Source organism: Streptomyces sp. NBC_00341, assembly GCF_041435055.1.
In the GTDB taxonomy this organism is placed as follows: Bacteria; Actinomycetota; Actinomycetes; order Streptomycetales; family Streptomycetaceae; genus Streptomyces.
This window is the reverse complement of the sequence record NZ_CP108002.1, coordinates 3244087-3267748: the sequence shown is the minus strand read 5'-3', so window position 1 is coordinate 3267748 and position 23662 is coordinate 3244087. Positions and strand designations below refer to the sequence as shown.

The following is a 23662-nucleotide window of genomic DNA, read 5'->3' as shown; positions in this document are numbered from 1 at the left end:
CAACTCAATGATCGTTGTGGGCTCGTGACGTCAAGTCAGTGACGGTATACGGAGATTGGGGACGACCGGCCCGTAGTCGCGGGCCGGTCGCCCTCAGGGACGGGCGGGTGCGAGGGGTGCCAGCGGCACGGCGTTGACCGAACGCGCCGCCCGCTCCAGCGCGCTGGCCAGCAACGCCAGATCGGTCGGACCGTTGCCCAGTTCGCGCACCGGGCGGCGGGTCGGCGGGTCTCCCATCCGCTCCCACTCCAGCGGTACGACCGTGGGCCGCAGCGTCGCCGTACGCGGAATGCGGCCCGTGACCCGGCCGCCCTGGAACGGCGTCACCCGCCCGTCCGGATGGCCCAGCCGGCCCCGGCCGGGCGCCGGAGCGTCCGGTGAGGGCGGAACGGTGGGCGGATCGAGCACGACCCGCAGCCGGGCCCCGTGCGCCAGGTCGGTGTCCTGCGTGCGGTCCGGCCGGGCGGACGTCGCGACCAGGTGGACGCCGAGCCGGCCGCCCTCCCTGGCCACGGTCTCCAGCGCCCTGACGACCGAACCGGCGGCAGGCCGGCCCGGACTGCCGAGGGCGGGGGCGATCAGCGCGTCGAAGTCGTCCACCAGCACGACGAGCCTGGGCAGCGGTGACGGGCCCGGCTCCGGCGGCCGGGCCATCGGCCGCAGCTGCAGGGTGCCGGTCATCTGGGAGTCCACGTCGCCGTGTTGTCCGCCGGGCGTGCTGGGCGGCCGCTGACCGGCGGAACGCCGCGCCGCGTCCGACCGGCTGTGCCACTCGGTGAAGTCGAGCCCGCCGAGCAGCTCGGCCCGCCGCTTCACCTCTGCGCCCAGCGCCTGCGCGAACTCCCGCATCCTGACCGGATCCGAGGCCACCAAGTGCGTGAACACGTGCGGGAGTTCGGTGCAGGGGCGCAGGCTCTCGCCGCGCTCGCCCCCGGCGCCGTCGACCAGCAGGATGCCGAGCCGGTCGGGCCGGGCGGCGGCCGCCAGCGATGCGGCGACGGCCCTCAGCAGCTCGGTACGTCCGCTGCCGCCGGGCCCCTCGATGAGGAGGTGCGGCCCCTCGTCGGCGAGATCCACGCTCACCGGGCCCCGGGGACCGGCCCCGAGCACCACGACGGGCCGCCCGGCGAACGCGGCACCCTCATCGGGACGGGCCGCCGGGCGGGCACCGGGGTCCGCGGTGGAGACCCGGGGCGCGTCGCCCTGACGCGGCCCGCTGACCCGGCCGGAGGAGCGCCCGGAACCGGCGGACCGCAGGCTGTCGCTGTCCCGCACATCCGCGGACCCGTCCCAGCCGCGGGTATCGGAGCCGCGGGTGTCGGAGCCGGGCAGGGTGCGCGAACTCTGCGGTTCCCGTGTCTCCGCGTCGTACCGCTGCCCGCCCACCCGGGGGTACGGGGTGCGGCCGGAGCCGGTGGTGTCGTACGTGCCGGAGCGGTCCGGGTACGGGGTGCGGCCCGAGGTGCTGTTGTCGTATGCGCCGGGCCGTTCCGGGTACGGCGTGCGGCCCGAGCCGGGGCCGTCCGTGCGGGCTGATTCGGAGCTCGTGCGCTGGGCGCCCACGCGCGGGCCCGGGGCGCGGGTGCCCGTCCAGCTGCCGGAGCCGCGCACCGTCGCGCCCGGCTGGTCGTCCGCCGTCGAGGCCCAGCGGGCCATCAGGGAGGCCGGGGTGGCACGGGCCAGGCCCAGTTCGTCCAGGAGCCGGGCGGAGGGCGGGAGCGCCACCGCGGCGGGTCGGCCCGGCAGCCCGGACGGGCCCTCCGCGCGCAGTGGGGCCAGCGCCCTGCCGAATCGTTGCGCCCAGTGCGCGGAGACCGCGTCCACCGTGGCGACCGTGCCGTGGCCCGCAGCCCGGCCGCCCGCCGTGCGCAGCAGCCGCAGGGCCGTCGCCACGTCACCGCTGAGCATCGCCACGGCCCCGCACTCCCGGAACGCGATGGAGGCGTGGCACGCCGCTTCGTACGTCGCCGCGACCGGGGAGGTGGGGGTGGCGGCCGGGGTCTCGGCCAGACAGATCAGGTGGATGCCCGCCGCCGCGCCCGCCGAGGCCAGCCGGGCGGTGCTCTCCCGCAGGGCGGAGGAGCCGGGGTCGCCGTCCACGATCACCACGGTGAACGGGCCCTCGTAGTGCCGGGCGGCCTCGGCGACCGTCGCGCGGTCCAGGCTCGCCCAGCCGGGGCCCAGCGGCCCGTCGTCCAGCCGGCGCACCAGCTCCGTGGTCCGGGCGGCGGCCTGCTCGCGGTCGTACGCGAGCAGCAGCCGGCAGTCCTGGCCGTGCATCGGGCGCAGATGCGGCAGCCAGCCGAGCCAGGACCACTCGCGCCTGCGCTCGTCGAGCCCGCGCGCCCGGTCCGTGCTGATCAGCACGATCTCCAGATCGGCGGGGGAGTGCAGGGCGGCCAGCTGTGCCACGGCCGAGCGGGCGAGCCCGGCCAGCCGGTCCCGTGGTCCGGCGAGCCCCAGTGAGCCCGCCTCCCGCAGCCCCACGGTCACCGGTACGGCCGGCAGCTCGGCCCGCTCGGTGGTGCCCAGCCGGACCACCAGCGCCTCCGGATGCGCGGTGTCGCGCTCCCACAGCCGGGGGCCGGGGCCGAGCGCGGTCAGCAGGACGGCGGCCGGATCGGGCCAGGTGCCCTCCGGAGCGGTGGGCAGTGCGGTGAAGGTGGCGGGGGCCGGGACCGGTGCGGGCGTCTCGTCGGGCGCGCTCTCGTGCACCGGATCGCCCTTGCCGCCCGCGAGCCGGCGGGCCCAGGCGCCTATGCCGCGCCGGGGCGCCTCCTCGTCCGGGTGGCGGCCGGGGGGCTCGGAGCCGGGCCGGGGCCGGGACTGCCCGCGCCCGTCGTCGTCCGCGCTGTGCTCGTGGCTGGGCCCGTGTCGGTGCCCGTGCCCGTGTTCGTGGAAGGCGGCTTCGTCGTCGGCGCCGGACCCGGGGGGAACGGCCGCGCTGTACGCGTGGGCGGAGCCGTCCCCGTGACCGGGGCCGGGGTCGGCCGGGGCAGCGGCCACCCGCAGATGCCCCTCGCCGTCCGGCGCCGTCGCCAGCGTCGGCGTACGCGCACCCGAGGTCAGCCGGAGCGTCGACTCGCCGAGCCGCAGCAGCGCACCCGGCTGCAGCAGGACCGGCCGGTCGCGGACCTCCGCGCCGTCCAGCGAGGTGCCGTTGGTGGAGCCCAGGTCGGCCACCGTGACCCGGCCGTCGTCGGAGACGGTCACCGCGCAGTGCAGCCGCGAGACGTCCGGGTCGTCGAGCGGCACATCGGCCTCGGCCGAGCGCCCGATCCGGATCTGCCCGCCGTGCAGCAGGTGGACCCCGCCGGCGTCCGGTCCGGCGACCACGTGCAGCCGCGCCGGGACGGTCTCGTCCGTCGACTCGTCCTCGCCCGGGACCTGGAGCGAGAGCACCGCCCCGTCGACCAGGGGCGGCTCGCCGAGGGCGCTGCGCTGCGCGTCGAGCCGCTCCCGCCCGGCGAACAGCACCACCGCGCCGCTGCCGAGGGAGCCGTCGGCCCCGGAGACGGCCGCGGCCAGGCCGGACGCCACGGTGGCCAGCGCCGTCCCCACGGGGGCGGTGACCAGCACATCGCAGGCGCGCGCCGGGGTCTGGCCGCTGCGCGGCGCGAGGACGGTCAGCCGGATCTGCATCGCCGTCAGCGGTCCCTTCTGCGCGCGGTGCCCGGCAGGGGAAACGCCCTGTGATTCCCCCCACCCGGCACGGACGCGTCGTCCGGTACAGGTTCGTCACGTAACGCGGGGCTCCCGCCCCCACAGTTCCGTGCTTGAGGCATCCTCGCACCTGCCACTGACAACACGCCCGGGGGTCACCGCTAAGTGATCTTGAAACGTCTGCTGTGCGCACAAAAGTGCCTGCTTGGCCCGTTCCCGGCGCGGCCGGTACGGTCCGTTCCGGCGCCCGGAGACATCGTGCGCCCCCCGGTGCGGCAACCATCCGTACGAAGTGGGCGTCTTCCTCCGCAACCGGTGCACCCCGGGGCGCCAAGACCCGCCCCCTCAGGGAATTCCGGACAAAGCGGCAACCGGACGGAGTCGGTCGCCCACCCCCGGACAGGCTCTAGAGTGGGCCGGAAACTCCTGGAGGGAATCCGGGGGACCGCAAGTACCACGAGCAGCAGGGAGCGCATGACGTGCGGCCGGTAGGCAGCAAGTACCTGCTCGAGGAGCCGCTGGGACGCGGCGCCACGGGCACCGTCTGGCGCGCCCGCCAGCGCGAGGCCGCGGGCGCAGAGGCGGCCGTCACCGGCCAGCCCGGCGAGCTCGTCGCGATCAAGGTCCTCAAGGAGGAGCTCGCCAACGACGCGGATGTCGTGATGCGGTTCCTGCGCGAGCGCTCCGTGCTGCTGCGGCTGACCCACGAGAACATCGTGCGCACCCGTGACCTGGTCGTGGAGGGAGACCTCCTGGCCCTGGTGATGGACCTGATCGACGGCCCCGACCTGCACCACTACCTGCGCGACAACGGCCCGCTCAGCCCGGTCGCCGCCTCGCTGCTCACCGCGCAGATCGCGGACGCGCTCGCCGCCAGCCACGCCGACGGCGTCGTCCACCGCGACCTGAAGCCCGCCAACGTGCTGGTCTCCGAGCGCGACGGCCAGATGCACCCGATGCTCACCGACTTCGGCATCGCCCGGCTCGCGGACTCCCCGGGGCTGACCCGGACCCACGAGTTCGTCGGCACGCCGGCCTATGTGGCGCCCGAGTCGGCCGAGGGCCGCCCGCAGACCTCCGCCGTCGACATCTACGGCGCCGGGATCCTGCTGTACGAGCTGCTCACCGGCCGCCCGCCGTTCGCCGGGGGCACCGCGCTCGAAGTCCTGCAGCGCCACCTCAGCGAGGAGCCCCGCCGCCCCAGCACGGTCCCCGAGCCCCTGTGGACCGTCATAGAGCGCTGCCTGAGCAAGGACCCGGACCGGCGGCCCAGCGCGGAGAACCTGGCCCGCGCGCTGCGCACCGTCGCCGCCGGTATCGGCGTGCACGCGAACTCGGCGCAGATCGCCGCCGCCGACGGAGTGGCCGTCCTGCTGGCACCCGACCCGGCGCCCACCGCCGTCCCGGAGACGCCCGGAGCGGCGGACCCGACGCAGGTGCTGCCGAGCAACGCCGGCTCGTACGACCCGAACGCGGCCACCAGCGTGATGCAGCAGAACGCCGGCCAGGGCGGCGGCCACCCCGACCCGACCGCGGTCATGCCGCCGGTCCCGGCACAGCCCGAGGGCGCCCCGCAGTCCGATGGGCCGCACCCCTGGCAGTCGCAGCTCCAGGCCGCCCGCGACCGCAACGACCAGACCCAGGTCCAGTACCTCGACCCGAGCCAGGACCCGCTGCGCCGCCGCCCCCAGCGCCAGCCGCAACAGCAGCCTCAACAGCCGCGCGGGCAGCAGCAGTACCCCCCGCAGAACCGGCAGCAGCCTCAGCAGCAGTACCCCCAGCAGCAACAGCAGTACCAGCCCCAGCAGCAGTACCAGCCGCAGCAGCAGCGTCAGCAGTACGCGCCGCCTCAGCAGCCGCAGCAACCCCAGCAGCCTGCTCAGCGCGCGCCGCGCGAGCCCCGGCAGCGCAGCGCCAACCCGATGAAGATCCCCGGCCTCGGCTGCCTGAAGGGCTGCCTGTTCACGCTGGTCCTCCTCGTCGTCGCGAGCTGGCTGATCTGGGAACTCACGCCGCTGAAGGACTGGATCGGGCAGGGCCAGAGCTACTGGCACGCGATCAGCGACGCCGCCGGCCAGATCAGCGACTGGGTCTCGGCGCTGGGCGGCGACAGCGGTAACTGACGGGGACGGGGCGCCGCCGGTCCGGCTGGACGCCCCGTCAATTCTGTAGCTATATCGACTTCTGCGAACCAATTCGCTGGCAATTCGTACGCAGAAGTGAAGGTTGGCGCCATCCAGGGCACGCAACCCCCCGATCGCCGCGTAACTTTGTCGACCGGGGGTTGTTGCGCGAGGGCCCAATCGCCAGCCGCTGAGGGAGCAGTCTTGGCACGGAATATCGGCAGCCGGTACACCGCCCACCAGATCCTGGGGCGCGGCAGCGCCGGCACGGTGTGGCTCGGCGACGGCCCCGAGGGGCCGGTCGCGATCAAACTGCTTCGCGAGGACCTCGCGTCGGACCAGGAGCTCGTCGGCCGGTTCGTCCAGGAGCGCACCGCCCTGCTCGGCCTCGACCATCCGCACATCGTCGCCGTCCGCGACCTCGTGGTGGACGGCAACGACCTGGCGCTGGTCATGGACCTGGTGCGCGGCACGGATCTGCGCACCAGGCTCGACCGCGAGCGCAGGCTGGCCCCGGAGGCCGCCGTCGCGATCGTCGCGGACGTCGCGGACGGCCTCGCCGCCGCCCACGCCGCCGGGGTCGTCCACCGCGACGTCAAGCCGGAGAACATCCTGCTCGACATGGAGGGCCCGCTCGGGCCCGGCAACTCCCACCCCGCGCTGCTCACCGACTTCGGCGTGGCCAAGCTGATCGACACCCCGCGCCGCACCAAGGCCACCAAGATCATCGGGACGCCCGACTACCTGGCCCCCGAGATCGTCGAAGGCCTCCCGCCGCGCGCCGCCGTCGACATCTACGCCCTCGCGACGGTGCTGTACGAGCTCCTCGCGGGCTTCACGCCCTTCGGCGGCGGCCACCCCGGCGCCGTACTGCGCCGCCACGTCACCGAGACCGTCGTCCCGCTCCCCGGCATCCCCGAGGAGCTGTGGCAGCTGCTCGTCCAGTGTCTGGCCAAGGCCCCGGCCTCCCGGCTGCGCGCCTCCGAGCTGGCGGCCCGGCTGCGCGAACAGCTCCCGCAGCTCGCCGGTATCCCGCCGCTGGATGTGGACGAGCCGGACGACGAACCGGAGCCCCAGTCGCACGGGCAGAGCTACGACGAGCAGCAGTACACCCCGGCGGCCGAGGAGCCCCGCCGCCGGGGCGCGGTGCCGCTGGTCCCCGGCTCGTCCCCGGACTCCAACCGGGACACCCACACGAGCATGCGCGTCCCGGCCCCCGACGAGCTCTCCGGCGGCCCCCGGGGCACCGCCCGCGCCCCGCGCGCCCCCGGCCGGCCCCGGCCCGGCTCGGCGCGCAACAAGGCGGCGGCCATCCGCAAGCGCCGCCTCACCCTGGGCGCGGCGGCACTGATACTCGTGGCGGCACTCGGGGTCGGCGGCTGGCTCGCGATGAGCGATGACGACGCGGGTGCGACCCCGCAGGACACCAGCAGCTCCGCCCCCGGCACCCCCTGAGTGCCCCCGGCACCCGCTGAGAGCCCTGAGAAAGAAGGGGCTGCGGGACGCGATCACGCGGCCCGAGGAACGTCCGCGCCGACAGCCGTTACGCTGGACCCGTGGCAGTCGTCGATATTTCCGAAGAGCTGAAGTCCCTCTCCTCGACCATGGGGTCGATCGAGGCCGTCCTGGACCTGGATGCGCTGAGGGGTGACATCGCCGTGCTCGAGGAGCAGGCTGCCGCTCCGTCTCTCTGGGACGACCCGGAGGCGGCGCAGAAGATCACCAGCAAGCTTTCGCACATGCAGGCCGAGGTCCGAAAGACGGAGGCCCTGCGCGGCCGCATCGACGATCTCGAAGTCCTCTTCGAGCTCGCCGAGGACGAGGGCGACGCCGACGCGCTCGCGGAGGCCGAGTCCGAGCTGACCTCCGTGAAGAAGGCGCTCGACGAGATGGAGGTCCGTACCCTCCTGTCCGGCGAGTACGACGCGCGCGAGGCCCTGGTCACCATCCGGGCCGAGGCGGGCGGCGTCGACGCGGCGGACTTCGCGGAGAAGCTGCAGCGCATGTACCTGCGCTGGGCCGAGCGGCACAACTACAAGACCGAGGTCTACGAGACGGCGTACGCCGAAGAGGCCGGCATCAAGTCGACCACCTTCGCGGTGGAGGTGCCGTACGCCTACGGCACGCTCTCCGTCGAGCAGGGCACCCACCGGCTCGTCCGGATCTCGCCCTTCGACAACCAGGGCCGCCGTCAGACGTCCTTCGCGGGCGTCGAGGTGCTGCCGGTCGTCGAGCAGACCGACCACGTCGAGATCGACGAGTCCGAGCTCCGCATCGACGTGTACCGCTCCTCCGGCCCCGGCGGCCAGGGCGTCAACACCACGGACTCCGCGGTCCGGCTGACCCACCTGCCGACCGGCATCGTCGTCTCCTGTCAGAACGAGCGCTCGCAGATCCAGAACAAGGCGTCCGCGATGAACGTCCTCCAGGCGAAGCTCCTCGAGCGCCGCCGCCAGGAGGAGCAGGCGAAGATGAACGCCCTCAAGGGCGACGGCGGCAACTCCTGGGGCAACCAGATGCGGTCGTACGTCCTGCACCCGTACCAGATGGTCAAGGACCTGCGTACGGAGTTCGAGATGGGCAACCCCGAAGCGGTCTTCAACGGCGAGATCGACGGCTTCGTCGAGGCCGGTATCCGCTGGCGCAAGCAGAACGAGAAGTAACCTCACCCGCGAAGTAGTTGAGCCCGGACGGTGACCGCCGTTCGGGCTCCTTCGCGTTCCGGCCCGGCAGTTGGGGAGACGGCGTGGCGAGTGCGTCACAGTCCTGATGCCGAATGAAGGTCAATTGGCGCCAAAACGCCGCACATTGCATGGATCGGCCTTGACGTAGTCCTTAACTCTGGACAGGCTGCTGGAGCAGCATGCGTATGTCTGGGACGGGTGTGATCGGGGGCGGGCGGCATGGCCGCGGCACAACGTCGGCCGGCGTTCGGAGCAAACCCCGCAGGGCCGTGGCCCCGCATATGGCTGCTCCATTGACGAGAACAGCTACTGGGGGTAGCAGCACATGACGAAGAAGACGCGAGTACGCGTCGCGCGGATAGCCGCGGGTGCGGTCATTGCCGCAGGCGCCTCGCTCACCGCCGCGGGTGCGGCGCAGGCCGTCGGGATCGGCGTCGACGTCCCGGGTATCGGCGTCAACGCCGAGGCCAACCAGGACGGCGTGAACATCGGTATCGACGGCCAGGACGACGCGGCGGGTGGCGGCGACGCCGCCGCTGGTGGCGAAGACGCGGCCGGTGGTGGCGAAGACGCGGCCGGTGGTGGCGACGCGGCCGGTGGCGCCGATGTCGCGGGTGGCGCGGATGTCGCCGGTGGCGCCGACGTGGCGGGTGGCGGTGACGCTGCTGCTGGTGGTGAGGACGCCGCAGGCGGTGGCGACGCTGCTGCTGGTGGTGAAGATGCTGCGGGTGGCGGTGACGCTGCTGCTGGTGGTGAGGACGCTGCGGGTGGCGGTGACGCTGCTGCTGGTGGTGAGGACGCCGCAGGCGGTGGCGACGCTGCTGCTGGTGGTGAAGATGCTGCGGGTGGCGGTGACGCTGCTGCCGGTGGTGAGGACGCCGCAGGCGGTGGCGACGCTGCTGTCGGCGGTGGCGACGCCGCGGGTGGTGGCGACGCGGCTGTCGGCGGTGGCGACGCGACCGGTGGCGGTGACGCTGCCGCTGGTGGTGGCGACGCGGCTGTCGGCGGTGGCGACTCCAACGGTGGCGGCAACGCCTCGGGCGGCGACACCACCACCGGCGGCTCCGGCTCCGCGACCGACGGCGGTAGCGGCGGCGACTGCACCGTCGACCTGAACGGTGCCGAGTGCGCCGACAACACCGACACCGACTCGGTCGGCAACCAGCCGGCCGAGCAGGGCAAGGGCAAGGACGAGCTCGCCGAGACCGGTGCGGCCGAGACCACGTTCCTGCTCATCGGTGCCGCGACGATGATCGCCGGAGGCATCGGCTTCCGGATCCTCCCGCGCCTGGTGAACGGCCGCACGGCCGCCTGACGGCCCAAGCGGTACTTGTACGACCACAGGGACCCGGTCCGCCTCGGCGGACCGGGTCCCTGTGCGTGTACGGCCCTTCCCCGCCCCTGAGGGCCCCTTCGGCGCGGGTTTCCACGGAATCGGCCCCATCGGCCGCCGTACCGTGCCGCAGTCGGTCACAGGGGCGTACCGGACGACCGTTCCGGCGCGACCGGGACGGGGGAGTTCAGGTAACGAGGTGGTCGCTCCCGGTCACGCCGCCTGGTGCGCGAGCAGCGCAAGGGCGCACAGCAGCACCACCAGCAGGGCGATCAGCATCATGGGGTTCATCCCGCCGAAGGGACCCTGGCCCTGTCCCTGCTCCTCCAGCCGCGCGCGGCTGGCCCGGCACACGGGGCAGCGGCCCTCGGCCACGGGCGCCGCACAGTTCGCGCACACCAATCGGTCATAGGTCATGCGCTTTCCTCCTCCCGCGCGGCGGAGCCGCACAAGCTTTCTCTCCGCACAACGCTCACGGAAACGCGACCGTTCCCCCTACCACTGTGCCAGCTCGCGAGGATTTCGGCGCGGCCCGCCGGACAGGTAACGGAAGCTCCCGGTTCGCGTCCGCTTGCGTTCCGGCATAAATCACCCATCCCGGTACGCGCGCCTGCACGCGTCAGTCCGGTTCGCGTATGGTCACGCTCACCTACTCCCGGCCGACCGTGGTGCATCCGTGATCCGATTCGACAACGTCTCCAAGACCTACCCCAAGCAGAGCCGTCCCGCTCTACGGGATGTGTCTCTCGATATCGAGAAGGGCGAGTTCGTCTTCCTGGTGGGCTCCTCCGGCTCCGGCAAGTCCACCTTCATGCGACTCATCCTCCGTGAGGAGCGCGCCAGCCAGGGCATGGTCCACGTCCTTGGCAAGGACCTCGCGCGCATGTCCAACTGGAAGGTGCCGCACATGCGGCGCCAGTTGGGCACCGTCTTCCAGGACTTCCGGCTGCTTCCCAACAAGACCGTCGCGGAGAACGTGGCGTTCGCCCAGGAAGTGATCGGCAAGCCGCGCGGCGAGATCCGCAAGGCGGTCCCGCAGGTCCTCGACCTCGTCGGTCTCGGCGGGAAGGAGGACCGGATGCCCGGCGAGCTCTCCGGCGGTGAGCAGCAGCGCGTGGCGATCGCGCGGGCCTTCGTGAACCGGCCCATGCTGCTGATCGCGGACGAGCCGACCGGCAACCTCGACCCGCAGACCTCCGTCGGCATCATGAAGCTGCTGGACCGGATCAACCGGACCGGCACCACCGTGATCATGGCGACCCATGACCAGAACATCGTCGACCAGATGCGCAAACGCGTCATCGAGCTCGAGCAGGGCCGTCTCGTACGCGACCAGGCGCGCGGCGTCTACGGCTACCAGCACTGAGCACCGAGTACTGAAAGGACGCCATGCGCGCCCAGTTCGTCCTGTCGGAGATCGGCGTCGGCCTCCGTCGCAACCTCACGATGACCTTCGCCGTCGTCGTCTCCGTCGCCCTCTCGCTTGCCCTGTTCGGCGGCGCGCTGCTCATGCGCGAGCAGGTCAGCACGATGAAGGACTACTGGTACGACAAGGTCAACGTCTCCATCTACCTCTGCGGCAAGGGTGATGCGGAGACGGTGGTCCAGTGCGCCAAGGGCGCTGTCACCGCGCAGCAGAAGAAGGAGATCGAGGGCGATCTCAAGAAGATGGACGTCGTCGAGACGGTGACGTACGAATCGTCCGACGAGGCGTACAAGCACTACCAGGAGGAGTTCGGCGACTCCCCGATGGCCGGCAACATCACGCCGGACCAGATGCCGGAGTCCTTCCGCGTCAAGCTGCACGACCCGACGAAGTACAAGGTCGTCGCGACCGCGTTCGCCGGACGCAACGGGGTGCAGTCGGTCCAGGACCAGAGAAGCATCCTGGACAACCTCTTCGGGCTGATGAACGGCATGAACGTCGCCGCGCTGTTCGTGATGGCGCTGATGCTGGTCATCGCGCTGATGCTGATCGTGAACACCGTCCGGGTGTCCGCGTTCAGCCGACGGCGGGAGACGGGCATCATGCGGCTCGTCGGCGCCTCCGGCTTCTACATCCAGATGCCGTTCATCATGGAGGCCGCGTTCGCCGGACTGATCGGCGGCGTGCTGGCCTGCGTCATGCTGCTGGCCGGGCGCTACTTCCTGATCGACGGCGGCCTCGCGCTCCAGGACAAGCTGAACCTGATCGACTTCATCGGCTGGGACGCGGTGCTCACCAAGCTCCCGCTGGTTCTGGCGATCGGCCTGCTGATGCCCGCGGTTGCCGCACTCTTCGCGCTGCGCAAGTACCTCAAGGTATGACGATCGCCTCCCGGGGCGCGCGGCCAACAGCCCGTGCGCCCCGGAGCCTTGTCCTAGGCTAGGCAGCATGTCTGGCCCCGTGCACCGTGCAGGGTCCCGCGGCCTCTGCCGCGGGGCTGCCCTGACATTGGTCTTCGCGAGTGTGCTCGCCACCGGCGCCGCCACCGGTTCGCTGCCCCGCGGCGACGGGCGGGGCCGGGACGCGCAGACCCGGTCCGTCGCCTCCGTCGCGGACCGCGACGCGGTGGCCGACGCCGCAGCCGACGCGGTGGCGGACGGCAAGTCCGGTACGGAGGCGGCCGAGGAGGTCGTCAGCCGCAGCGGGGACCGCTGGGGCGCGGTCTACGACGAGCGGGAGTACGAGGAGTTCGAGCAGGCCCTCGACGGCTCGTACACGGGCGTCGGGATCGCAGCCAGGCGCTCCGCCGACGGGCTGGTCGCGGTCGCCCGGGTCCAGCCGGGCAGCCCCGCGGACCGGGCCGGTGTCCGCGCGGGCGACCTGATCCGCACGGTCGACGGCAGCCGGGTCGACCGGCGCCCGGTCTCCGACGTGGTGGCCCTGCTGCGCGGTGACCGCGAGGGCGCGGCCGAGGGGAGCGCCGTGGTGCTGGGGGTGCAGCGGGGTTCCGTCAGCCGGACCGAGACGCTGCGCAGGGCCCGGCTCACCACGGAGGCGGTCACCGTGCGGCGGCTCGGCCCCGAACGGCCCGAATCCGGCTCGGCCGTACTGATCGAGGTCGGCTCGTTCACCAAGGGTTCCGGCACTCAGGTCCGTGACGCAGTCCGGAAGGCACCCGCGGGCGCCGGTGTGCTGCTTGACCTGCGCGGCAACTCCGGCGGGCTGGTCACGGAGGCCGTCACCGCGGCCTCCGCCTTCCTGGACGGCGGCCTGGTCGCCACCTATGACGTGCACGGGGAGCAGCGCGCCCTGTACGCGGACGCGGGGGGCGACACCGAGCGCCCCGTCGTCGTCCTCATCGACGGCGGCACGATGAGCGCGGCCGAGCTGCTGACCGGCGCGCTGCAGGACCGGGGGCGCGCGGTCACGGTCGGCTCGCGCACCTTCGGCAAGGGCTCCGTCCAGATGCCGAGCAAGCTCGCGGGCGGTGCGGTGGCCGAGCTGACCGTGGGCCACTACCGCACTCCGGCGGGCCGCAGCGTCGACGACCGGGGCATCACACCGGACCTCGCGGTCAGCTCTGAGGCCCAGAAGAGGGCCGAGACGGTATTGAGTGGCCTCGGGGGTGGGTCGTAGTGCGAAAATGGCCGCACTATGGCTAAGGAAAAGGACCCAGAGCGCAAGATCATCGCGCAGAACAAGAAGGCGCGCCACGACTACACCATCCTCGACACCTACGAGTGCGGCCTCGTACTCATGGGGACCGAGGTCAAATCGCTGCGCATGGGCCGGGCCTCCCTGGTGGACGGCTTCGTGCAGATCGACGGCGGCGAGGCGTGGCTGCACAACATCCACGTCCCCGAGTACGTCCAGGGCACCTGGACCAACCACTCCGCCAAGCGCAAGCGCAAGCTGCTGATGCACCGGGCCGAGATCGACAAGCTGGAGTCGAAGGCGCAGGAGACCGGGCACACGATCGTGCCGCTCGCCCTGTACTTCCGCAGCGGCCGGGTCAAGGTCGAGATCGCGCTGGCGAAGGGCAAGAAGGAGTACGACAAGCGCCAGACGCTGCGCGAGAAGCAGGACACCAGGGAGACGAACCGGGCGATCTCGGCGGTGCGCCGCCGCCAGCGGGCCGCCTGACCGGGCGGGTCACGACGGCCGGCGGCCGGTCCGCCAGGAATACGCTGGCATCGGCGCACGTTGGTCACGTACGATGGCACTGCACCCCACGGGGTGTGTACCACCTTTGAAAAATCAACATGGGGATGATCGGTTTCGACAGCGGATGTCGAAGCAGGGGAAGCGAGTCGAGGAAGCGGCAATGATCTCGTTAACCATATGTCGCAACCAATAATCGCCAATTCCAAGCGCGATTCCTCCGCCTTCGCCCTCGCTGCCTAATTAGCAGCTAAGCGAAGACTCTGCGGAGTGTCAGCCCGGGGGTGATCCCGACCCGGATCCTGGCATCATTTAGGGATCTAAACTTCTAGGCCCGGTCACGGGGCCCTGAAGGAAATCAAACAGTGACTGGGCCTGTCGGAGGCTTGTTCGCGTGACCTCCGGGGCCGAGAAAAGCGCAGCGAACTGCACTCGGAGAAGCCCTGATTCCGCACCGTTGGACGCGGGTTCGATTCCCGCCATCTCCACAATTCCCATGTGAACGAGGACCCCGTTGCCACCGGCAGCGGGGTCCTCGTTTTTTGTCTGCCGGCAGGCCCGCAGGCCACGACCGGCGCGCGGGGGCGCGCGTCCCGGCGTGCGGCGGCGTGCGAGGTGGAACGGATGTACCACTCATGATTTACAACACCGGACAGTAGGGTCGCGGCCTCCTCGGCGTGCGCTACATTCATCGTCCGGGTGCACTGTGGTGGGGGGCGCGTGGACAGGGTGGGGGCCCGGTCCGGCGGCATATAACCGGTCAGTTGCGCGCACCCGATCTTGAGTGGGGGAAGTGCGTACACCAGTGGAAACTTGGCGTGAAGGTGCCCATGCGGGGCACACACACGAGCCGAACGAAGTCACCATCCAACTTGACGGTCTGGGACGCCAGCTCTCCGAGCTGCTGCCGGAACCCGGCGCTCCGGAAGGCTCCGACGGCCCCGTCTTCGTCGACGAGAGCGGGCGCCGGAGCAAGACGCTCCGACGGTTCGGCTGGGTGATCGCAGCGGTCTGCGTCTGCTTCGCGGTGACGCTCGTCGCCGCCGTCCTCGGCGGCAACTCCAGCGCCCCGTTCCTGCCGCTCTCCGGTCAGGAGGAGCACCAGAACGCGGACGAGGTCCAGGTGCCGCCCGCACCGGACGAGAGCGCGGACGTCTCCGCGACGCCCGGCGCGACGGCCGGCTCCTCGCCGTCCGCACCCGTGGCCGGAAGTAGCGCCCCCGTACTGCCGGGCAGCTCCGCCGCGGCCGGCTCCACGGCCCCCGGCGCCGGCTCCTCCGCACCCGCCGCCGTCGTACCGGTCGGGGACCGCTCTGCGGCCACCACCGGTGGTGGCGGCACCGCGTCGTCCGCCGGTACCACGGCGTCCGCGCCGCCCGCCGCCGACACCGGGACGCCTCCCGCGGAGCCGGGGACGGAGCCGTCGGACACCACCACGACGCCGCCCCCCGCCGAGTCCGCCGACCCTCCTGTGGAAGAGCAAGAAGGCACCAACTAAATGACCACCCCCGTCACGCGGGGCAGGCACAACCGTAAGAAGCAGACCCGGCGGCGCAGGCTTCCCATGCGTTATTTGCTGCCGTTCCTGCTCCTCGTCGCCCTGCTCGCCATGCTGATGCTGCGCGGTTACGTGCACAGCGAAATCCTTGCCGACCACCGGATCCAGCCACCTGCGGCGACCGACACGGTGCCCGAGCAGGTCCTCGAAGGCGGACCCGTCATCGACGCGCGCAGCGCGGGCGAACCGGCCAAGTCCCTGCGCATCCCCGATCACCGCATCGTGCTGACCTTCGACGACGGCCCGGACCCCGTGTGGACCCCGCGCGTGCTCGACAAGCTCAAGGAGTACGGCGCCCACGCCGTCTTCTTCGTCACCGGCACCATGGCCTCGCGCTATCCCGACCTGGTCAAGCGCATGGTCGAGGAGGGGCACGAGGTCGGGCTGCACACCTTCAACCACCCCGACCTCTCCTACCAGTCGCACACCCGCATCGACTGGGAGCTCTCGCAGAACCAGCTGGTGCTGGCGGGCGCGGCCGGAATCCGCACCTCGCTGTTCCGGCCGCCGTACTCCTCGTTCGCCGACGCCATGGACGACAAGTCCTGGCCGGTCACCCAGTACATCGGCAGCCGCGGCTACCTCACCGTCGTCAACAACACCGACAGTGAGGACTGGAAGCGCCCCGGCGTCGGTGTCATCAGCAAGAACGCCACACCGAAGCACGGCAAGGGCGCCATCGTCCTGATGCACGACTCGGGCGGCGACCGCTCCCAGACGGTGGCCGCGCTCGGCCACTTCCTGCCCAAGATGCAGGACAAGGGCTACGAGTTCACCAACCTCACCACCGCCCTCGGCGCCCCCAGCGCGCACACCCCCGTCACGGGTCTCGCGCTCTGGCAGGGCAAGGCGTTCGTCCACGCCGTCGGCGTCTCGGACCACATCACCGATGTGATGGTGGCCGGTCTCGCCGTCATCGGGGTGCTGGTCATCTCCCGCTTCGGGCTGATGCTGCTGCTCTCCTTCGTGCACGCGCGCCGGGTCCGCGGACGGGGCTTCGGCTGGGGCGAACCGGTGATCCGCCCGGTGACCGTCCTGGTGCCCGCGTACAACGAACGCGAGTGCATCGCCAACACGGTGCGCTCCCTGGTGGCAAGTGACTATCCGGTCGAAGTCATCGTGATCGACGACGGTTCCACGGACGGCACCGCGGACATCGTCGAGGCGATGTGGCTGCGAGACGTCAGGGTGGTGCGCCAGCGCAACGCGGGGAAGCCCGCGGCCCTCAACAACGGAATCGCGCACGCCCGCCACGACATCATCGTGATGATGGACGGGGACACCGTCTTCGAGCCGTCCACCGTCCGCGAGCTCGTACAGCCCTTCGCGGACCCACGGGTCGGGGCCGTCGCGGGCAACGCCAAGGTCGGCAACCGGGACTCGATGATCGGGGCCTGGCAGCACATCGAGTACGTGATGGGCTTCAACCTCGACCGCAGGATGTACGACCTGCTGCGCTGCATGCCCACCATCCCCGGCGCGGTCGGGGCGTTCCGCCGGGACGCGCTGGACCGGATCGGCGGCATGAGCGAGGACACCCTCGCCGAGGACACCGACGTCACGATGGCCATGCACCGGGACGGCTGGCGCGTCGTGTACGCGGAGAACGCCCGCGCCTGGACCGAGGCGCCGGAGACCGTGCAGCAGCTGTGGTCGCAGCGCTACCGGTGGTCGTACGGCACGATGCAGGCCATCTGGAAGCACCGCCGCGCGGTGATCGAGCGCGGCCCCTCCGGCCGCTTCGGACGCGTCGGACTGCCGTTCGTCGCCCTGTTCATGGTCGTCGCCCCGCTGCTCGCCCCCCTCATCGACGTCTTCCTGCTGTACGGGATCGTCTTCGGGCCCACCCAGAAGACGATCGTCGCCTGGCTCGGCGTCCTCGCGGTACAGGCGGTCTGCGCCGCGTACGCCTTCCGGCTCGACCGGGAACGCATGACGCATCTGATCTCGCTGCCCCTCCAGCAGATCCTCTACCGGCAGCTCATGTACGTGGTGCTGCTCCAGTCCTGGATCACCGCTCTCACCGGCGGCCGGCTGCGCTGGCAGAAGCTGCGCCGCACCGGTGTCGTGGAGGCGCCCGGCGCGATGACCGGCCAGCGGCGCGGCAGCAGCAACGACCGGAGGCCCGTCGCATGACCCACCCCAGCTACCCCTCCGCGTACCCGCCGCAGCCGCAGCCGCAGCAGCCGCCCGGGGAGCCGCACACGGTGCCGTTCCCGGTGCAGTCGCCGTACCCGCCCGCCGGACAGTCGCCGTACCCGCCCGCCGGACAGTCGCCGTACCCGCCCGCGACGGAGCCGGAGGCCGCCCCGGCGAGGGCGGGCGGCCGTGACCGCTACCTCGACCTGCTCCGGGCCGTCGCGCTCGTCCGCGTCGTCGTCTTCCACCTCTTCGGCTGGGCCTGGCTGACCATCCTCTTCCCGTCCATGGGCGTGATGTTCGCGCTGGCCGGCTCCCTGATGGCCCGGTCGCTGGCCCGGCCGGCCTGGAGCGTCCTGCGCGGCCGGCTGCGCAGACTGCTGCCGCCGATGTGGGCGTTCGCCGCACTCGTCGTACCGATGATGTTCGTGATGGGCCTCAAACCGGTTCGGGACGAGGGCATCTGGTGGTTCCTGAAGCTCGGCTGCTACATCCTGCCGGTCGGCTCGCCGCCGTTCCCCTGGGAGAGCGGCTCCGAGAGCGGGTTCCTGGAGCAGTCGTGGGCCGAGCAGGCGGCGGGCCCGCTCTGGTACATCCGCGCCTACCTGTGGTTCGTACTGGCCTCACCGCTGCTCCTGAAGGCGTTCCGCAGGCTGCCCTGGGCGACGATGCTCGCGCCGATCGGCCTCACCGCCGTCATCGGCACCGGCCTGGTGACCGTGGACGGGGCGACCGGCGAGGCGCTCGTCGACTTCGGTACGTTCGGCGCCTGCTGGATCCTGGGCTTCGCCCACAACGACGGGCTGCTGAAGAAGGTCCCGCGCTACATCTCGGTCTCCTCGGCCGCGATCATCATGGCCTTCGGCCTCTGGTGGGCGTCCGGACACCTCACGGAGGAGGGCTGGAACCTCGACGAGATCCCGCTCGCCCAGGCCACCTGGTCACTCGGCTTCTGCGCGATCCTGCTCCAGTACGCGCCCTCGTGGAAGCAGCTGCCCGGCCGGCTGGCCGGCTGGGACAGTCCGATCACCCTGGCCAACAACCGGGCCGTGACGATCTACCTCTGGCACAACCTGCTGTTCATGGCGACGATGCCGATCATCGACCAGCTGTGGAACATCCCGTGGGTCGGTGACCACCTCGGCACCTACATCGACGCCTCCTACAACGTCCTGATGCTGATCCTGATCTGGCCGCTGATAGGGGTGATGATCGTCGCGGTCGGCTGGGTCGAGGACGTGGCGGCGAAGCGGCGGCCCCGGCTCTGGCCCAACGGCGAGCCGAAGCGGACCGGGAAGCGGCCCGCCGGACGCGGCACGCCGGAGGCGGCCGGGTCCCCGGGGCGGCGCGGCCGCTGACCTCCCTCACCGGGGCGCCCGCGCCCCGGTGAGAGCAAGGTTGCGCACCGGTCACCTCACGGCACCACGCCGAAACGCGCGCTCCCTAGGTTCGGGGACAACACCCCGACCCCCTGTGGAGGCGCGTGATGGCTGGCCGTTGGATCGAGCAGTGGGAACCGGAGGACGAGACGTTCTGGCGGGAGAGGGGCGAGCGGATCGCCCGCCGGAATCTGTGGTTCTCCGTCCTCTCCGAGCACATCGGCTTCTCGATCTGGACCCTGTGGTCGGTGATGGTCCTGTTCATGGGGCCGGAGTACGGGGTGGACCCGGCCGGGAAGTTCTTCCTGATCTCGACCGCGACCCTGGTGGGCGCGGTCGCGCGGGTGCCCTACACCTTCGCGGTGGCCCGGTTCGGCGGCCGGAACTGGACCGTGTTCAGCGCGTTCACCCTGCTGGTGCCGACCGTCGCCGCCTATCTGGTGATGGAGCCGGGAACCTCGTACACCACCTTCATGGTGGTGGCCGCGCTGACCGGCATCGGCGGCGGCAACTTCGCCTCCTCCATGACGAACATCAACGCCTTCTTCCCGCTGCGCGAGAAGGGCTGGGCGCTCGGGCTCAACGCGGGCGGCGGCAACGTCGGAGTGCCCGTCGTACAGCTCGCCGGGCTGCTGGTGATCGGGACGGCGGGTGCCGCGCATCCGAGGATCGTGCTCGGCGCGTACATCCCGCTGATCGTCGTCGCCGCGCTGTGCGCCGCGTACTTCATGGACAACCTGGCACCCGTGCAGAACGACACCGGGGCCGCCGGGGACGCCGTCCGCGACCCGCACACCTGGATCATGGCGGTGCTCTACATCGGCACCTTCGGCTCCTTCATCGGCTACAGCTTCGCCTTCGGCCTGGTGCTCCAGACCCAGTTCGGCCGCACCCCGCTGGAGGCCGCCTCGCTCACCTTCATCGGCCCGCTGCTGGGCTCCCTGATCCGGCCGGTCGGCGGCCGGCTGGCCGACCGGTACGGCGGCGCCCGCATCACCATGGGGAACTTCGTCGCGATGGCCGCCGCGACCGGAGTCGTCGTGTACGCCTCCGGCATCGAATCGCTCACCGTCTTCCTGACCGGCTTCACCGCGCTCTTCGCACTGAGCGGCCTCGGCAACGGATCGACGTACAAGATGATCCCGGGCATCTTCCACGCCAAGGCGACCGCGCGCGGACTGCGCGGTGAGGCGGCCGCGGCGCAGGGGCGGCGGCTGTCCGGGGCGGCCATGGGGCTCATCGGCGCGGTCGGCGCGCTCGGCGGGCTCGGCATCAACCTGGCCTTCCGGCAGTCCTTCCGGAACGCGGGCACCGGGACGGCCGCCTTCTGGTCCTTCCTCGCCTTCTACGGGGTGTGTGCCGTACTCACCTGGGCGGTATACCTTCGCCGCACGGCTCCGGTGCCGGCGAAGCCCCAGCTCAGCTACGCAGAGGTGTGATGATGTCCGCACGGTGTCGGGTGACGTAACGGGCGGGAAATACGGGTGAACCGAGCCTGTCACGCGGCGTTGACAGTCTCGGTCCTCCGCACCATCGAGCAGCAGCGGGACGAGAGCCGGGTAGACCATATGCACGACGACGAACAGCACGGGCCCCTCGCGGGCTTCACGGTCGGCGTCACCGCCGCGCGCCGGGCGGAGGAACTCGCCACGCTGCTGCGGCGGCGCGGCGCCACCGTGGTGCACGCCCCCGCCCTGCGGATCGTGCCGCTCGCCGACGACAGCGAACTCCTCGCCGCCACCCAGGAGCTCATCACCAGCGTCCCCGACGTGGTCATCGCCACCACCGCGATCGGCTTCCGGGGCTGGATCGAGGCGGCCGACGGCTGGGGGATCGGGGACCGGCTGCTGGACCGGCTGCGCGGCGTCGAGCTGCTGGCGCGCGGCCCCAAGGTCAAGGGCGCGGTCCGGGCCGCCGGGCTGACCGAGGCGTGGTCACCCGCCTCCGAGTCCATGGCCGAAGTGCTGGAACGGCTGCTCGCAGAGGGCGTCGAGGGCCGCCGCATCGCCCTCCAGCTGCACGGCGAACCGCTCCCCGGCTTCGTCGAGTCGCTGCGGGCGGCGGGCGCGGAGGTCATCGGAGTCCCCGTCTACCGCTGGATGCCGCCCGAGGACATCACCCCGCTCGACCGGCTCCTCGACCTCACCACCACCCGCGGCCTGGACGCGCTCACCTTCACCAGCGCCCCCGCCGCGGCCTCGCTGCTGCGCCGTGCGGAGGAGCGCGGAATGCTTCCCGAACTCCTGGGCGCGCTGCGGGACAACGTCGTATCGGTCTGCGTCGGGCCGGTCACCGCCCTGCCGTTGCAGGCCCACGGGCTCGACACCATCCAGCCGGAACGCTTCCGGCTCGGCCCGCTCGTCCAGGCCCTCTGCCGCGAACTGCCCTCCCGGGCGCGGACGTTGCCCATCGCGGGACACCGGGTCGAGATCCGGGGCCACGCCGTCCTGGTCGACGACGAGCTGCGCCCGGTGCCGCCCGCCGGGATGGCCCTGCTGCACACCCTGGCCCGCAGGCCGGGCTGGGTGGTGGCCCGCGCGGAACTGCTGCGCGCGCTGCCGGGCAGCGGCACGGACGAGCACGCGGTGGAGACGGCCATGGCTCGGCTGCGCACCGCGCTCGGGGTGCCCAGGATCGTCCAGACGGTCGTCAAGCGGGGCTACCGGCTGGCCCTGGACCCGGCCGCCGACGCCAAGTACGCCGACTCCTGAGGGAGATGGCGCGCCGTCAGGTGTGATCCCCGCAGCAGGAGGGCCAGCGCCGCGGTGCACAGGAGCGCCCGTACGGCGTTCCAGGCGACCCACGCGTCCTCGAACCGGTCCCGCACGGCGGCCGGGTCTGCGACGCGCGCCGGATTGCCGGCCCGGGCGAGCTCGTCGTTGAGCGGGACGTTGACGCCGGAGGTGAGCAGGAAGGCGACGGCGTACACCGCGAACGCGGCGAAGAGCCACCCGCGCGGACCGGGGGAGCGGCGCTGCTGCCAGGCGGCCACCGCGGTGAGGACCAGCGCGCCGAAGAAACCGGCGAAGAACACCGGGTTCTCTATGACGTCGTTGATGTTCTGCATGACCTCGATGAAGGTCCGGTCGTCGCTGCGGCCGAGCGCGGGCATGACCGCGCAGGAGAAGACGTAGAACGTGCCCGCGACGAGTCCGGTGGTGACGGCGGCGCCGCCGAGAACGAGGTGGCGGAGGGCGCGGTGCGGCCGGTGGGCCTGGCTGGTTGTCATGGCTCCAGTCAATTCGCGCGGCGGCTCCCGCTCCATCGTTCAGGCGCGCAGCTCCCTACGCGGGCGTCCAGGCCCGGGATACCGTGCTGGGATGATCAATGACATCCACCGGCTCGACCCCGGGATACGACTCCGTCCCGTCACCGAGTCCGACGCCGCCTCCCTCGCCGAGGCGCTGACCCGCAGCCGTACGTACATGAGCGCGTGGGAGCCCCGGCGGCCCGAGGCCTTCTACACCGAGCAGGGGCAGCGCGATCGGCTTGCCGGGATCCTGGCCGACCAGGCGGCGGGGCGTGCGAGGTCCTGGGTGCTGGCCGACGAGGAGGACCGGGCGGTCGGCGGATTCAACCTCGACGGCATCGTGCTCGGACCGTTCCGCAGCGCCACGCTCGGCTACTGGGTGGACGTCGAGTGCGCGGGCCGGGGCCTGGCCACCACCGCGGTGCGGCTGATCTGCGAACTGGCCCGGGACGAGCTGCGGCTGCACCGCATCCAGGCGGGAACGCTGCTGCACAACGTGGCCTCGCAGCGGGTGCTCGCCAAGTGCGGCTTCGAGCAGTTCGCGACGGTCCCGCGCTACATGCACATCGACGGAGACTGGCGCGATCACCGGCTCTTCCAGCGCATCCTGCACGACGGCCCGGTCACCGGGGCACCGGCCGCGCCCGGCGCCTGAGCGCCCGCCCCCGCGCGGCCCGTACGGTGTCCGCGCGGCGGCAGGGGTTACGGGCGGGGTGCCGGAGGGGCACTCTGGTGGGGACGTCGGGCCGGACCCAAGGCGGTGGCATGCGCATGGCAACGCGCAAGGGATCGTGCGACTGGCGGTTCGACGCCGGGCGGCTCTGCCTGGACCTGGTCGCGACAGGGGCCGGCCGCGCCGACGCCCCCGACCCGCTGGACCGGCCCGAGCAGCTCGCCCACTGGCTGACGGCCTCCGGGGCCGTACCGCAGGGCACCCGGCTCACCGCCGTGGACCACCACTGGCTGCTGCTCTTCCGCCAGCTGAGGACCGCCGTCGACCGGCTGCTGACCGCACAGCTCGGCGGCCGCGGAGCCGAGGGCGCCCTGGAGCGCGTCAACGCGCTCGCCGCCGGGGCGCCGCCCGGCGTGCGCGCCGTGCGCACCGGGAGCGGCGCCCTGGTGCGCGGGCTCAGCACCGAACCCGACTGCCGGGCGCTGCTCGCCACCGTGGCCCGCGACGCGGTGGAGCTCCTCACCGACCCGGTGGCGCTGGGCGGCCTGCGCCGCTGCGAGGGCGACAACTGCCGCCGGATCTACCTGGACACCTCACGCGGCCGGCGCCGGCGCTGGTGCTCCAGCGAGGTGTGCGGGAACCGCGAACGGGTCGCCCGGCACCGGCGGCGCAACGCCGACCCGGCCGGGCGGCCCACGACGCCGTGACGCCCCTCGGGTCCCTGTCCGGGCACCGGTGAGATCACATGCTCGTGGCAGGTGCGCGACGGGCCC

18 protein-coding genes and 1 other RNA gene are annotated in these 23662 nt (G+C 72.0%); 16 read left to right on the top strand and 3 right to left on the bottom strand.

The window, feature by feature from the left end; all coding sequences use genetic code 11:
* Positions 1 to 93: 93 nt before the first annotated feature.
* Positions 94 to 3642 carry an FHA domain-containing protein gene (locus OG892_RS14635; RefSeq protein ID WP_371629379.1) on the bottom strand — a complete coding sequence of 1183 codons (3549 nt, stop codon included), beginning with the start codon at positions 3640 to 3642 and terminating at the stop codon, positions 94 to 96.
* Between the two features lie 500 nt (positions 3643 to 4142).
* Here OG892_RS14635 and OG892_RS14630 point away from each other — a divergent pair, with 500 nt between their 5' ends.
* The 4 genes from OG892_RS14630 to OG892_RS14615 all read left to right on the top strand — a co-directional run bounded on the left by OG892_RS14630 (position 4143) and on the right by OG892_RS14615 (position 9785).
* Positions 4143 to 5786: a protein kinase gene (locus OG892_RS14630; RefSeq protein WP_371629378.1), complete on the top strand. Its 1644-nt coding sequence runs from the start codon at positions 4143 to 4145 to the stop codon at positions 5784 to 5786.
* A gap of 204 nt (positions 5787 to 5990) precedes the next feature.
* The gene (locus OG892_RS14625; RefSeq protein ID WP_328866876.1) at positions 5991 to 7241 is read left to right on the top strand and encodes a serine/threonine-protein kinase; all 1251 of its coding nucleotides are present in this window, start codon (positions 5991 to 5993) and stop codon (positions 7239 to 7241) included.
* Positions 7242 to 7342: 101 nt separating this feature from the next.
* Positions 7343 to 8449 (top strand): peptide chain release factor 2, encoded by a 1107-nt coding sequence (prfB, locus tag OG892_RS14620; RefSeq protein WP_024489202.1) that lies wholly within the window; start codon positions 7343 to 7345, stop codon positions 8447 to 8449.
* Between the two features lie 346 nt (positions 8450 to 8795).
* Entirely contained in the window at positions 8796 to 9785 is a 990-nt protein-coding gene (locus tag OG892_RS14615; protein WP_371629377.1) for an LPXTG cell wall anchor domain-containing protein, read from the top strand.
* Between the two features lie 231 nt (positions 9786 to 10016).
* Here the strand turns inward: OG892_RS14615 and OG892_RS14610 are convergent, their stop codons facing one another.
* Positions 10017 to 10220 carry a hypothetical protein gene (locus OG892_RS14610; protein ID WP_073738165.1) on the bottom strand — a complete coding sequence of 68 codons (204 nt, stop codon included), beginning with the start codon at positions 10218 to 10220 and terminating at the stop codon, positions 10017 to 10019.
* A 259-nt stretch (positions 10221 to 10479) separates the two neighbouring features.
* Here OG892_RS14610 and ftsE point away from each other — a divergent pair, with 259 nt between their 5' ends.
* The 10 genes from ftsE to OG892_RS14560 all read left to right on the top strand — a co-directional run bounded on the left by ftsE (position 10480) and on the right by OG892_RS14560 (position 21677).
* The gene (ftsE, locus tag OG892_RS14605; RefSeq protein WP_024489199.1) at positions 10480 to 11169 is read left to right on the top strand and encodes a cell division ATP-binding protein FtsE; all 690 of its coding nucleotides are present in this window, start codon (positions 10480 to 10482) and stop codon (positions 11167 to 11169) included.
* A 23-nt stretch (positions 11170 to 11192) separates the two neighbouring features.
* Positions 11193 to 12110, top strand: coding sequence for a permease-like cell division protein FtsX (gene ftsX, locus OG892_RS14600; RefSeq protein WP_024489198.1), 918 nt, complete (start codon positions 11193 to 11195; stop codon positions 12108 to 12110).
* Between the two features lie 67 nt (positions 12111 to 12177).
* Entirely contained in the window at positions 12178 to 13365 is a 1188-nt protein-coding gene (locus OG892_RS14595; protein ID WP_371629376.1) for a S41 family peptidase, read from the top strand.
* 18 nt (positions 13366 to 13383) lie between these two features.
* Positions 13384 to 13872 (top strand): SsrA-binding protein SmpB, encoded by a 489-nt coding sequence (gene smpB, locus OG892_RS14590; RefSeq protein WP_073738167.1) that lies wholly within the window; start codon positions 13384 to 13386, stop codon positions 13870 to 13872.
* Positions 13873 to 13993: 121 nt separating this feature from the next.
* Positions 13994 to 14381, top strand: a transfer-messenger RNA (tmRNA) gene (gene ssrA, locus OG892_RS14585).
* Between the two features lie 314 nt (positions 14382 to 14695).
* The gene (locus OG892_RS14580; protein WP_328866879.1) at positions 14696 to 15388 is read left to right on the top strand and encodes a hypothetical protein; all 693 of its coding nucleotides are present in this window, start codon (positions 14696 to 14698) and stop codon (positions 15386 to 15388) included.
* Positions 15389 to 15454: 66 nt separating this feature from the next.
* On the top strand, positions 15455 to 17584 hold the full coding sequence (locus OG892_RS14575) for a glycosyltransferase (RefSeq protein WP_371629375.1): 2130 nt from the start codon (positions 15455 to 15457) through the stop codon (positions 17582 to 17584).
* Positions 17581 to 18945: an acyltransferase gene (locus OG892_RS14570; protein ID WP_371629374.1), complete on the top strand. Its 1365-nt coding sequence runs from the start codon at positions 17581 to 17583 to the stop codon at positions 18943 to 18945. Before OG892_RS14575 ends, OG892_RS14570 begins: the two co-directional genes overlap by 4 nt.
* A 128-nt stretch (positions 18946 to 19073) precedes the next feature.
* Positions 19074 to 20405: a nitrate/nitrite transporter gene (locus OG892_RS14565; protein WP_371629373.1), complete on the top strand. Its 1332-nt coding sequence runs from the start codon at positions 19074 to 19076 to the stop codon at positions 20403 to 20405.
* 129 nt (positions 20406 to 20534) lie between these two features.
* Entirely contained in the window at positions 20535 to 21677 is a 1143-nt protein-coding gene (locus OG892_RS14560) for a uroporphyrinogen-III synthase (RefSeq protein ID WP_371631635.1), read from the top strand.
* Here OG892_RS14560 and OG892_RS14555 read toward each other — a convergent pair.
* Positions 21626 to 22195, bottom strand: coding sequence for a DUF1772 domain-containing protein (locus OG892_RS14555; RefSeq protein WP_073738171.1), 570 nt, complete (start codon positions 22193 to 22195; stop codon positions 21626 to 21628). The two genes, OG892_RS14560 and OG892_RS14555, sit on opposite strands and share 52 nt — an antisense overlap.
* Positions 22196 to 22286: 91 nt before the next feature.
* Here OG892_RS14555 and OG892_RS14550 point away from each other — a divergent pair, with 91 nt between their 5' ends.
* Both OG892_RS14550 and OG892_RS14545 read left to right on the top strand, forming a co-directional pair.
* A complete protein-coding gene (locus OG892_RS14550; RefSeq protein WP_073738172.1) occupies positions 22287 to 22871 on the top strand; it encodes a GNAT family N-acetyltransferase in 585 nt (194 codons plus the stop codon).
* A gap of 116 nt (positions 22872 to 22987) precedes the next feature.
* Complete coding sequence (locus tag OG892_RS14545) at positions 22988 to 23596, top strand: ABATE domain-containing protein (RefSeq protein ID WP_073738364.1); 609 nt, start codon at positions 22988 to 22990, stop codon at positions 23594 to 23596.
* The last annotated feature ends 66 nt before the right edge of the window (positions 23597 to 23662 follow it).